Source organism: Pinisolibacter sp. DMC19 (genome assembly GCF_056313985.1).
This window is the reverse complement of record NZ_JBQUZF010000005.1, coordinates 367,572-379,933: the sequence shown is the minus strand read 5'-3', so window position 1 is coordinate 379,933 and position 12,362 is coordinate 367,572. Positions and strand designations below refer to the sequence as shown.

Annotated in this window: 10 protein-coding genes and 1 pseudogene; 5 read left to right on the top strand and 6 right to left on the bottom strand. The window is 61.8% G+C overall.

The annotated features are described in order from the left end of the window. The 3 genes and pseudogenes from ACT53U_RS15005 to ACT53U_RS14995 all read left to right on the top strand — a co-directional run. Nucleotides 1-583, top strand: a 583-nt coding sequence (locus tag ACT53U_RS15005) for a tyrosine-type recombinase/integrase (protein WP_476156358.1), incomplete at its 5' end; no start/stop codon positions are given. Between the two features lie 398 nt (nucleotides 584-981). Further along, nucleotides 982-2,298, top strand: a complete 1,317-nt coding sequence (locus ACT53U_RS15000; protein WP_476156357.1) for a hypothetical protein — start codon at nucleotides 982-984, stop codon at nucleotides 2,296-2,298. Continuing rightward, nucleotides 2,198-2,653 (top strand): annotated as a pseudogene (locus ACT53U_RS14995) (helix-turn-helix transcriptional regulator); the annotation flags it as partial. The gene ACT53U_RS15000 and the pseudogene ACT53U_RS14995, both read left to right, overlap by 101 nt. On the opposite strand, the gene ACT53U_RS14990 reads toward ACT53U_RS14995, so the two are convergent. The 5 genes from ACT53U_RS14990 to ACT53U_RS14970 form a co-directional block, all read right to left on the bottom strand. Then, nucleotides 2,623-3,942, bottom strand: a complete 1,320-nt coding sequence (locus ACT53U_RS14990; RefSeq protein WP_476156372.1) for a hemagglutinin repeat-containing protein — start codon at nucleotides 3,940-3,942, stop codon at nucleotides 2,623-2,625. The pseudogene ACT53U_RS14995 and the gene ACT53U_RS14990 sit on opposite strands and share 31 nt — an antisense overlap. A 27-nt stretch (nucleotides 3,943-3,969) precedes the next feature. Continuing rightward, a complete protein-coding gene (locus tag ACT53U_RS14985; RefSeq protein WP_476156355.1) occupies nucleotides 3,970-4,206 on the bottom strand; it encodes a hypothetical protein in 237 nt (78 codons plus the stop codon). Between the two features lie 488 nt (nucleotides 4,207-4,694). Continuing rightward, entirely contained in the window at nucleotides 4,695-4,967 is a 273-nt protein-coding gene (locus ACT53U_RS14980; protein ID WP_476156353.1) for a hypothetical protein, read from the bottom strand. A 125-nt stretch (nucleotides 4,968-5,092) separates the two neighbouring features. Then, nucleotides 5,093-5,581: a hypothetical protein gene (locus ACT53U_RS14975; RefSeq protein ID WP_476156351.1), complete on the bottom strand. Its 489-nt coding sequence runs from the start codon at nucleotides 5,579-5,581 to the stop codon at nucleotides 5,093-5,095. 122 nt (nucleotides 5,582-5,703) lie between these two features. Then, nucleotides 5,704-9,996 carry a hemagglutinin repeat-containing protein gene (locus tag ACT53U_RS14970; RefSeq protein ID WP_476156349.1) on the bottom strand — a complete coding sequence of 1,431 codons (4,293 nt, stop codon included), beginning with the start codon at nucleotides 9,994-9,996 and terminating at the stop codon, nucleotides 5,704-5,706. Between ACT53U_RS14970 and ACT53U_RS14965 the strand changes: the two genes are divergently transcribed. Together ACT53U_RS14965 and ACT53U_RS14960 are read left to right on the top strand one after the other, a co-directional pair. Continuing rightward, a complete protein-coding gene (locus ACT53U_RS14965) occupies nucleotides 9,964-10,623 on the top strand; it encodes a ChaN family lipoprotein (RefSeq protein ID WP_476156347.1) in 660 nt (219 codons plus the stop codon). The genes ACT53U_RS14970 and ACT53U_RS14965 overlap by 33 nt on opposite strands. A gap of 518 nt (nucleotides 10,624-11,141) precedes the next feature. Continuing rightward, complete coding sequence (locus ACT53U_RS14960) at nucleotides 11,142-11,342, top strand: hypothetical protein (protein WP_476156345.1); 201 nt, start codon at nucleotides 11,142-11,144, stop codon at nucleotides 11,340-11,342. A gap of 393 nt (nucleotides 11,343-11,735) precedes the next feature. On the opposite strand, the gene ACT53U_RS14955 is transcribed toward ACT53U_RS14960, so the two are convergent. Then, complete coding sequence (locus ACT53U_RS14955; protein WP_476156343.1) at nucleotides 11,736-12,329, bottom strand: DUF4337 domain-containing protein; 594 nt, start codon at nucleotides 12,327-12,329, stop codon at nucleotides 11,736-11,738. Between the last annotated feature and the right edge of the window lie 33 nt (nucleotides 12,330-12,362).

Genomic DNA, 12,362 nt, shown 5'->3' with positions numbered 1-12,362 from the left:
GGCTACGCCTCATGCTCTGGTCCTCGAGTTGGGCCAGAGCGAACTTCAAACTGGATTAGGCCTGAGGGGCAACGTCAAAACCCGCAGCCTCGTCGTCAGGCATTCTCGCGACGATTACCGGAAGATCCTCGTCGCGCCCAAGAGCAACCGCGAGCGGCAGGTTCCGTTGGACGTCGATGTGTACGACCTCCTCGACCGAAGAAAGAAGAGCACGGGGTATGTGTTCCTCGACACGGACGGGGAGCCCTTCAACTTCTGCCGCATGGAGCGCCGGCTGTCGGCGGCGTGCAAGAAGGCCGGGCTCCGGAAGATCGGGTGGCACGCGCTTCGCCATACCTTCGCGTCGCACCTCGCGATGCGCGGCGTGCCGCTCACCGCGGTCCAGGCGCTCCTCGGACACACGTCGATCACGACCACCATGCGCTACTCACACGTGGCACCATCGACGCTGCGATCGGCCATCGATCTGTTGAATCCGAAACAATTGGCCGCCGGAAACGCTGGGCAAACTGAAGGCAACATCTGGATTCAAGAGGAGCAGAAAAAGATGACGCGAGAAATCGCTTCGTCTAAAATCTATTGAGCTGAAGCGCTGAAATGTGCTTCGCGCTCTCCAAGAACTCCTGCGAATTGGAACGGAGACACGGATATTCGAATCCCTCCCTCTCCGCAAAATCGACCAGTTCGACAATCCAATATCGAACGCGCAAAACAACGATATTCGGCTCTATGGCTGGATTATTCGATCAAGGCCGAATCTTTCAGTAGTACCCAGTGATTGTCAGGAATGATCAGTGTTCACCCCTTCTTGGGCAACCGGTGGGCAATGCCGCGCCGCCCATATTACCCGCAAAGAGTGGTTCAGAAGGGAAGTGGTGAGCACGTGATCAGGACCAAGCGGCGAAGCGGCAGCTTTCGCCGTGCCGCAGCGGCTCGATTGCGCGCCGCGCTACGGTGGCGCAATGCGATAGGCTGTTGTCCATGGATCGTGAGACGAAGGACAACCGGTGCGTCATCCCCACCGCCTCCGCCCTGCTCGACGATGGCACGATCGTTGAACTCATATTCCGGCGGCAGGAGCGCCGGACGCTCTTCGCGGTGTACGATGCTGGGCGATGGACGCTGAAGACGCATGTCGATCTCGACCGTGCGGCACGCCTGGTCCCGTTCTCAGCCGACAACAACCTCATCAAGAACGCCGCGGTCCTGCTCCCGTCGGAGCCGCGCATATATGGAAGCGAGGAGCAGCTCGCCGCCGCCATCACGGCCTTCATCCACCGCTACGTCGACCTGTCGCCGGCCTTCGAACGTGTGGCGACGTACTACGTCCTCCTCTCCTGGGTATACGACGCCTTCAACGAGTTGCCGTACCTGCGCCTTCGTGGCGACTACGGCAGCGGCAAGACCCGCGCTCTCCTGACCATCGGCTCCCTCTGCTACAAGCCGTTCTTCGCGAGCGGTGCCTCGACCGTCTCGCCGATCTTCCACACGCTCAACGCCTTCCGTGGAACGCTCGTCTTCGACGAGGCCGACTTCCGCTTCAGCGACGAGCGCTCGGAACTGGTGAAGATCCTCAACAACGGCAATGTCCGCGGCATGCCGGTCCTGCGCACCGTCATCAACCGCCAGCGGGAGTTCAACCCGGAAGCGTTCCAGGTCTTCGGTCCGAAGATCGCCGCGACCCGCGGCAGCTACGAGGACAAGGCCTTGGAGAGCCGCTTCCTCACCGAGGAGACCGGCTCCCGGAGGCTGCGCGCCGACATTCCCATCAACCTGCCGGACACGTTCCACGACGAGGCGCTGGAGCTGCGCAACAAGCTGCTCCTGTACCGCTTCCACCGGCGGCACGAGGTGCGGCTCGATGAACGCCTCATCGACCCCCTGCTCGAACCCCGGCTCAACCAGGTCCTCCTGCCGCTCCTCTCCATCGTTCCAGACGAGAGCCGCAGGGGAGAGCTGCGCACGATGGCGCGGGAGGTACAGCGCGGCCTCGTCGCCGAACGAGGTCTTCAGATCGAGGCACAGGTTCTGGAAGTCCTCGGCGAACGCTTTGCTGCCGACCCATCTGCCACGCTCCCGCTCAAGCAGGTGGTCGCGTCACTCTTGGCGCGGTATCGCGAGGAGTATGAGCGCCCGATCACCAACCGGTGGATCGGCGGTGTGCTGAAGCGCCTCAACATCCGCACCGTGAAGAGTCATGGCAATTATGTCGTCCCGACAGGCGAGCGGGAGAAGATCGCGCTGCTGTGCGCACGGTATGGCGTCGCGCTGGGAGAAGCGACGCAGCGGCTCGGGTAGACGTGGGGACGTTGGGGGACGTCGTAGCGGGGTAGCAGGGCGAGTGTTCGAAGGGGAGGTCTCCGAGAGCGATCCTCGGCCTGGATGTCCACCCGAGCCTTCCAACGTCCCCACGTCCACCCGTGGTTTAATGACGGGACCGGTTGGGTCGCCTCCCCCTGTTTGTGTCGTAGGGTCACCATTGTGCGCCTGTCGTCCGAACGGCTCCTCGCCGAGAATGATCGGTATGAGTTCACCCGAGAGACGCACCTCGTACTTGCGCGCATATCGCCAACGCTGGGGGCTCTCACAGAAGGATCTCGCCGAGCTCCTCGGCCTTGCCGATCACGGCGTCATCTCCCGGATCGAGAAGGGGGCGCGATATCCGAGCATCCGGGTGGTTCTCGGTTGCTTCATTCTGTTCGGCACGCAGGCTAGGGAACTTTTTCCGAGCTTCTTCAACACGGTCGAAGCGGGAATCCTTGATCGTGTCTGGGACCTGTATGAACGAATGCAAGGACATCCTACGGCGCGCACGCGCGCGAAGATCGAACTGCTCGAAGATGTGATCGAACGCGCCAAGCAGCGCAACAGCCAAGTATGATCCCGCGCCGCCGCTACGATCATGTGCTTGCTCTGTGCCTGCAATCGCGAGGCTTCGCCTTCGGTCTCTTCGAGAGCTTCCTCTCGCCGATCGACTGGGGCATCCGGCACGCACGGACGAAGGCGAAGAATGCGCAGTGCCTCGCGCATCTCGACCGACTCATTGCCCAATATGCGCCGGACGTCCTCCTGCTCGAAGACGTGCCCGCCCGCGGTGATCGCCGGGCCTCGCGCATTCACGAACTCCATTTTGCCGTCGTCGACCTTGCGCAGGAACGCGGCGTCGCCGTCCGCGTCTTCGCCCGTGAGGCCGTGCTTGCGCACGTCGCGCCGCTCGGCGCCGTCACCAAACAGGCGCTCGCCGAGACGATCGCACAGCGCTTGCCGGCGCTGCGCCGATACGTGCCGCCGCCGCGCAAGCCCTGGCTCGGGCAGCACCCGAACCTCGGGATCTTCGAGGCGGCAGCGCTGGCGTGGATTCACTTTGATGCGGAGAAGAAGCGTGCGGAGTCGTCCGCATGAGGACCCAGGTTTACGCTGCTGACGGCAATCGACGAAGCGGACGTTGATGTCGCCGGCACCCAGAGTCGCGAAGGTCAGGCCCCGGGTGTTGCGATACTGCGCCGACAGATTGCCGTCCCTGGGGTGGCTCGAATTAGAGCCGTGCAAGATCTCGCTGGAGACGGGGACATAGGTGTCCTTGTTGGAATAGTTGTCGAAGACGAGGCCGTCGGTGTCGAGCTTGAGCTTGCCCGTCTTCGACCACATGCCGGCGCCGGCGAGCGAGAAGCCGGTGAGGCCGACTGCACCGGTCTCCGAGACGCCGAGGGTGACGGAAACGTCGAAGGACCGGCTGTTGGAGGTCGACTGGTTCTGCTGGCTGATCAGCAGAAGGTCGCGGCCGGCGTCGAGGGTGACGTTGGCGCCCGAGACGTTGGCGCCGATCAGTGACAGGTCCTGCCCGGCAACCATAGTCACGTCGCGGCCGGCGACGAGGCCGGCGTTGGAGAAGACCGTGGCGTTGGAGGCGGAGGCGTTGGCACCAATCCCAACGCCGTTCAGCTGGAAACCGAGGGTCAGGCCCTAGCCTCAGTTCAGCTTCGCTTCGAATTCTTCCTTCAGTTTCAGGAATTTCTGACGCAGGCGTTTGTTGCGCGCCGGATTGTGCCCAGGTGAGCGGCTGCAGTTCACAACATATCTCTCTGCCGGCCCCTTGAAGAATTCGAGGCCGAGCGGAGTGATCTGGTCGGACCACAGCTCGAAGTCGTCCGAAATCATGTCCTCATGCGCGGGAAGCTCGACGGTCGCGAGACCGAAGTCGCGCAAGATCTCGATGATGGGCCAGTATCGCTCCCTCAGGCGACGCTCCGGAGGGTCGCCAGGGATTTCGGGAAGGGAGCCTGCTCGGAGGTGACGATTTATCGCGGTGATAACCGGAAATCGCATCAGGGCAGCTTCCTCTCGGCCGTTGGGATGCTTTGGATGCCGCCCAATTTTCTGGTCGATCGATCTCAGATGTTGTGAATCGGCACCAAGGTTTGACCCCGCCGCCTCACGCGATTTCCGCAGCTTGCGGCGCCGATCGGCCTGCGGATCCCGTGCCGATTCTCACTCCGAAGACGCCCCAGACCCAACAGGCCGCCTCGTCAACCGATGACATCGGTAGTCAGTTCGAGCGGTTGGCGACGCTACGCGAACGCGGGCTCGTCGACAACGAGGAATATGCGAGGCCGAGGCGGACCCTTCTCGATCGTGCCGTCGCGTGAAGCGTACGGTCCCCGACTTCCTTGGCTAAAGAGCCGTCGTGGTTGATTTCAAGCGTGGCCGCCGTTGGCGAACGCACCGGCGAGCGAGAGGTCGGCGAGGCCGACTACATCGGTCTCCGAGACGCCGAGGGTGAGGCCCCAGGACGAAGAGCGCGAGCGATTGGTGTCGGCGACGGCCGCCAGACCGATGTTGCGACCGGCGACGAGGGTGGCGTCACGGGCGACGGAGGCGACGGTACCGCCGACCAGCCGATGTCGCGACCGGCCGAGACGGTCAGGTCCTGACCGACGAGGAGGCGGGAGACGGTGGTCTCGGTCCATTCCTGCTCCGACTTCCAGGTGGAGAATCGCAGTGCGATGCCGGAGAGGAACGAGCAGGATAGTTAAAACGGCCTAGGAGATGAAACCGAACACTCTTCAGCTATGGCACAGCGGAATTTTTCCGATCAAATTTCCCATGACGTTATTGTATTATCAAGTAGTTCCTCGTATTCGCCGAATTTTGGCCAAATCAAATCGCGTCTTGGTGGTGCAAATTGGACGACGCGCGCTTCCCTATTGCCTCCTTTGTAGGACTTCACGACCGACGTTTCGCCGTTCGGCCTGTAGACATGGGCTATGTAGAATAATGGTTCGTCACTATCGTCGGCATAGTGACGCAGCGTTGCATCATTGAATTCGAGCATACCCGTTGCTGACAATATGTAAGAAAAATCAATTTCTGGCCGCAACATGGTGTCCAAAAACGTCACGCCTACATATCGCGTCTTAGGATTCAGCGTGATCGCATGAGTCGGATGGTTCTGAGGCCCATGCAGAGCACAGTACTCTTGACCATTCGCATGAGCAGTTCGTGCTTTGTCTTCGCTCATCAGGCAGAAGGGCCCCTTGCGGCCAAAAGACCACTTTTTACAATAAATTAACTCGTCCGTCATTTGTATATCCTCCCCGCAATGTCCCGGATTATCACATCGCGAGCGTTGGCATATTCGATAATGCTGTGCGCAACGCCGGAACTCTGCACTGGGATCTCCAGTATATATTGTCCCCTTAAAGCTCACCCGGCAAGATCGCGCGACGACGAAGCAACATCAGCAATCGTGGCGCCGGCCGGATACTTTGTTAATATTTCATTTATATACGCCTTCGCAGTGGATTCTTGAACTTCCGAGAGTTGTGTAAATTTCCGAGAAACGATCTCAGGCGTACTCACTGAGTACGAGTCTAGAATATAGTATTCACCGTTCGGGTTTTTGATATAAAGCTCGTTGTATTCATACTTTGACCATTGTGATTTGTTGAAGGCGCGACCAAGATTGAGACGTGCGTACCACGGTTCACTCGTTGCGGCCGCAACTGCCTCCCTCAAGCGCTCTGCCTCGGCAGTCACTGCAGCTGCTTCAGCTTGCGACAGGCCGGCGACGGCCGTCAACCGTTCCGTCGCAAAGGCAGCCCCCTTCGCGAGAACGACGGTCTCGACCAGCGCATAAATCGCGTCGGCATCACCATTCTTGAGCGCGGCGAGTTGCTTTGTTACGCCGTCGAGAACGCCCTCGGCAACTTCTCCAGGATGGTCTTTGACATACTCGGCGAACTTCATCGCAAGCGTAGTCGCTGCTTTCGCTCTTGCGATCGCGACGGGGTCCCCGTTAAAGGTTGCAATGGTCCAGTCGGTGGCAGTCGATGTCAGATAACGGATCTGAACGATCGAATAGAGATGTGCGACCGTCAGTTGATCGAATGTTGAAAAATTCGCGAGATAGAAAGTCCTGATCGTCTCCTTGGTCGCACCGGGCGCATTTGCAGCAATAATCAGCCCATTGATGGCCTCGATATTGGCATATGTATTCCCGAAGCTTTTTGCCATTCGAGGAAGGGCGTCGGGGTACAGCTCTACGAATTTCCGGAATACGTCCGGCTCCTCGTAGGCGCAGCGCAACATCGTCCCAAAGTACTGGAGAACCGTATCGGCGTAGACCCAATCGCCATTCGTGCCGGTCATGATCCTGGACAGCGGCGTCCAAGCTTCCGACAACTGCTTCAGGACTGCATCCTGACGCTGCTTGTCGGGGAACATCTTCATGAATTCGGACAGGACGTATCCACACACGCCCTGTTGCGGGCAGGTGAATTCGATGCGCACCTCGCCGGCGTCCGACATCTTGTAGACGACGCCTTCGAGTTGCATCACCAGCGCCAGTTCCGCGACGCTCGGTTCGTGCCCGATCCGCCGTGCGGCTTCGATCGTGGCGCGGGCGCGCATGTCTTCGTCGAAGGCACCGGAGGCGACGAAGTCGTACATGACCGAACGCGACGCCCCGTTCAGGAGCATCGTGTTCCACTGACTGACAGCCCGCTCGCCCCTTTCTTGAACGCTCTTCGGCACCTGTGTGGTCAGTGCGTTGACGTAGTTGGCCGCGAGTTTCAGGTCGTCGGCGAGCTTGGCAAGGTTGAGGGCGGGGATGGTGAACGACCACGACGTCGAGCTCGTCACCCGCGTCATGTTGGCGACGTCGCGGTTGAGGCCGGAGAGGTCGAGCCTGGGGCGGGCGCGGACGTTGATGTCGCCGGCGCCCAGCGTCGCGAAGGTCAGGCCCCGGGTGTTGCGGTACTGCACCGAGAGATTGCCGTCCCAAGGATGGTTGGCATTCGTGTCGATCGACAGGCCTGCCGAAACCGCCACGTAGGTGTCCTTGTTGGAATAGTTGTCGAAGACGAGGTCGTTGGTGTCGAGTTTGAGTTTGCCCGTCTTCGACCACATACCGGCTCCGGCAAGCACAGTGGTGCGGCCAACGTAGACGTCGAGCCGGTCACCGGCGATGACGGCAGTCGGGGTGTCGGTGTAGGTGCGGGCGCCATTGGAGAACGAGCCCGCGAGCGATCCACCGGTCGGAACGCCGCCGGGTCCGATTGTCACCGAGACATCGAAGGACCAGCTGTTGGAGGTCGATTGGTTCTGCTGACTGATCAGCAGGAGGTCTCGGCCGGCATCGAGGGTGATGGTGGCGGCCGAGACGTTGGCGCCGATCAGCGACAGGTCCTGCCCCGCGACCATGGTCACGTCGCGGCCGGCGACGAGGCTGGCGTTGGAGAAGACGGTGGCATTGGCGTTGGAGGCGGAAGCATCGGCACCGATGCGCACGCCGTTCGGCTGGAAGCCGAGGGTGAGGCCCCAGGAGGAGGAACGCGAACGGTTGGTGTCGGCGACGGCCGCGAGACCGATGTTGCGGCCGGCGACGAGGGTGGCGTCACGCGCGACCGAGGCGACAGTACCGCCGACGAGGGCGATGTCGCGACCGGCCGAGACGGTCAGGTCCTGCCCGACGAGGAGACGGGAGACGGTGGTCTCGGTCCATTCCTGCTCCGACTTCCAGGTGGAGAAGCGCAGTGCGATGCCGGAGAGGAAGGAACAGGAGAGCGGGCTCGTGACGCAGTTCTTGGCGGCGTTGGTGAGGCCGCTCGCACCGTCCTTCCACAGGGCGAAGGGATCGAGCGCGTTGCCGAGGAGCGGCGAGAACTGGGCGGCGAGCGAGCCGGTGAGGCCGAGGCTGTCGGGGCTGCGGGCGGCGTAGTTGGCAGAGGCGAGCAGCGACGCACCGCCGGTGACGAGCTTCAGCGAGTTGCCGAGGGAGCCGCCGTTGCCGGTCGCCAGATTGTGGACGGCGGCGAGCAGCGGGTTCTGCGAGACATAGCTCTGGAGAGCCGCCTTGCCGTCGCCGCGCAGCGCCGCCGCGACGATCGAGAAGGCCGGGGCGACGAAGCCGATCGACCAGCCGCTCGCGCGGACGTAATAGGCATTCTGTAGGGCGTCGAAGGTGGCGTCGCGGCCGGCGGAGAGGACGGTGTCGCCACCTGAGACGAGCTTGACGCCGATGCCGCGCAGATCGTTGCCGGCGGCGATGGAGACCGACGCGCCTTCGATGTCGGAGAAGGCGTTGACGAAGCCGTTCCAGTACTGCTTGTTCGAGGAATAGCCGAACGCATAGAAGCCGGAGCTCTTGTAGACGTTCTGCATCTCCTCCGTCTTGGTATCGAAGCGAGCGTCGTTCTTGGCCGCGAGATCGATCGCGCCGCCGGCACTCCACACGGAGCCGATGTTGATCAGATCGCGCCCGGCCTGCGCGGAGACGGACCCGAACTCGGAGACGACGTTCGATTCCTGAACGACGCCCTGGTACTTGTTGATGATGGTGGACCCGACGTAGATGTCCCACCACAGAATGTGGATGTAGTTCCGCTTCTCGAGGTAGTCGATCAGGAACTGCGAGGAGAGCGCCTCGTTGCGGACGTCGCGCGCGGCGGTGAGCAGAACGGAACCGGCGCCGGCCATCTGGGAGCCGGTGTTGACGATGTCGCGGCCGGCCGAGACCACAAGGCCGGAGCCCGCGAGGAACTCACCGCTCTTGTAACGGTGCCCGAGCATGCCGCAGGCCCAGTTCGCGCAGCCGTCGGCGGCGGTGAGCGTATAGAAGCTGCGGACCGCGTCGTTGAGAACGTCCTGGCCGGCGGCGACGATCATCGAGCCGGACGAAACGGCGGATCCGCCGTAGTTCAGAACATTCCGCTTGGCGGCAATGGTCATGTCGCCACCGGCGACGAGAGCGGTGGGAGTCGTTCCGGAGATCGCCACCGACGTCGTCGGTCCGGTGGACAGGAAGCCGGCGTGGAAGTCGGCCTGCCGGGCGACCAGATCGCTGCCGTCGGCGAGCCCGGTATCGCGCAGCGCCAGCATGACGAAATCGCGGCCGGCGTCGACACGGACGTTGCGCTTCGCATTGGCGACGGTGCCGCCGGTGATGATGGTGTCGTTGCCGGAGACGAGCGTCAGGTCGCGGCCGGCCTGAAGAATGCCGCGCGTCGTCTGGTCGAGCGACATCGAAGCGCTCTTGGCCGACCAGTCATAGGCGACGGCCGCCGCGACGGCATCGTCGACAGTGCCGCGTTGCGGTCGCTCGGTAGCGATGGCCTGCGAGAGGGTGTCGTAGCCGGTGGTCGGCGTCAGCTTGGCGTGCTCGGTCGTCGTCGTGATCGGCACCCACTGCGACATCCAATAGGTCCAACTCCATCCCCACCAGTTGTAGGTGACGGGGACGAGGATTTCGGACCAAGTCGTATCGGTAGTCTTGAACGTCGAGAGATCGATGGAGGTGCCGACTTTGTGGGCTGCGGCCGAGATCTGCCGGCCACCGGACGCCGAATGCAGGGTCGACAGGGATTCGACCAGCGGATCTGCGACGAGATAAGCCCGCCAAGAGGCGTAGTCGGCACCCTTGGCGGAATGGATGGACGCCGCGAACATCAGGGGCGAGAGGCCTTCTTGATCGGCGCTCTCGCCGAGCGCGGACGCCATCCCGCTGTCATCATGGAAATGGTGTCACCGGAGGGCGAGAAGATCATCGCGGACTGGCGCCGTGATCATCCGGAGGACCCCGGCTCCCTCGGTCTCGCACTCGACTGGGCCAGGACCGGTTGGCCGTCGTTCGACTTCTACCGACCCGTCTTCGAGGCAGCCTTCCTCGCCAAACTGCCGATCATCGCGGCCGACACGATCGGTAGCGAGGCGATCGAAGTGCCGTCGCCGCCAACCGTCGTAGCCTCGTGGCGGGAAACGATGCGTGCCGCCCATTGCGACCTGATCGAGGCGAAGGAACTCGAGACCACCGTCTCTCGACAGATTGGACGCGATCGTTCGATGGCGGAAAACGCGATGCGCGGTGTTCGACCGGACGGCGCATTCGTGATCGTTGGCGCTGCGCATGCGCGGCGCGACAGGGGCATCCCACTCTACCTGGCTGGTGTGACCACGACGTCCGTGGCGATCATCGATGGCAAGCCGGAAGAGAAGCCAGACAGGTTGCTCCCCACATCGATCGACGGCCGTCCGCCCTTCGATTACGTCTGGGTCGCACCCGCGTCGGAGAGCGAAACCGCATGCGAGCGATTACGACGCAAGGGTTTGATTCCGCTTCGTCCATAGAAAATGGTTTGATGAAAGCAATTTCAAGAAGATTATATGTTTGGCCGAAACACAGATACTCTTGAATTCACCAAATTAATCAGGTGAAAGTCGCGTATTTGTTCGCAGAAGTTATCAAAACATGGTGCAATAATGTACAACATTACTGTTTATCATGTATTTCAAAGGGGGAATTGCGCTGTGCCAGCGAAGGACGCAGTTTAACCTAGGCAAGACGATATCACACGATTGACACCGTGCCATATAAGCTGCAAATCTGATAATGGCAATCAGATGGAGATTTCAATGTTGGTGCGTTCTTTGTTCTTGATACCTGTGCTTGGACTTGCCGGCTGACGCGACCGTCACGCGTGGAATGAGCGAGCAGGTGACATTCACTTCGGAGCCGTCAGGGGCCTCCGTTCGGACCTCGACTTGGACTGGCCTGTTCCGCAACGCCGTGCACATTCGATGTTTCGCGCAAGGAGGAATTCATAGCGGTCTTCTCGAAAGAGGGATTCGAAGATCAATCGATCGAAGTGAAGACAGAACTCGCAGGCAACGGCGCCGCAGGGTTCGCCGGTAACGTCATCGTCGGTGGTGAGGTCGGCATGGGTGCAGACGTTGCAACAGGCGCGACGCAGGACCACAAGCCGAATCCGGTTCATGCAATCCTGCGACCGGTCTCGAAGATCGACGCGCCCACTCTGAAGAAGCAACGGGGTAAACCGGTGTCTTGAGGCTGCAGAGGGCGAACGTCGCGATCTCGGCTTCTGCTTCGAAAGCGCCGCTTTGCCTCAAGGCCAAGGCGGTCCAGCCTGCCCCCCTTACGACGGCCGCGTTCGGCTTCCGGAAGCGGCCGTCTCCCTGCGACCCGAAGCGGACACACGCGCCTCCTAATCGAAGAGACATGCCAATATCTGGTCAGTGTGAACCGCGCCGCTCGGCGGATCGTTTCATTTCTCGATCTCGGTCCGGTTCGAGACTCGGTGAACGAGGGTGAGGCGGGTGCATCTCGCATCACGAGGCGGCGTCGGGCCCCGGTCGATCGGCTGTATGCGCGCGATCCGCGTCGACGGAAATGTCGGCCCTCCAGTCGGTTGGCAGGCCAACCCGATTGCCTTCGATCGCACTCAGAAGAGGTGGACGGCCTGCGGCGCCAGGAGGCCGATCGCGGTGAAGGCGATGCCGACCAGACCGAGGCCGCCGGCGACGACGGCGAGGAAGACCATGCCGGTGATGACCGCCGCCGAGCAGAGGACGATGCCGATCTGGAAGGCCGCGGACGCGAGTTCGTAGTGGTGATAGCGCTCCATGGCGAGATCGCGCTTGTGCTCGGCGTCCTTCGCCCGGGCGGCGAGCTGCTTGCGGCCTTCGCCGCCGGCCGCGTCGTCGTCGTATCGCGTCGCGGTCTTGCGCCAGGCGTCGATCTGCGCGGTCGTCGCGGCCTTGGTCTCGGCGTCCGCGATCGTCTTCAGATCGACGGCGCGCCCCTCGGCGGCGGTCTGCAGCGTCGTCATGCGAATGGTCTTCGCCTGGAAGAACGCCCAAAGATTGGAGGCTTCGACGTTGTTGCTGAGGGCGGCCGTCTGGGCGCTCTTGCCGAGCGTTTCCGAGAAGGCGAGAAACAGCGCCAGCACCGCGATCGCCAGGGCGATCTGCTTGTTGTGCCCGGCGGCATGCGCGGCGTGCTCCGAATGTTCCATGCTCGAATGAGCGTCGCTCATGACGTCGTCCTTTCCGTCCGAATTCCGGCGATC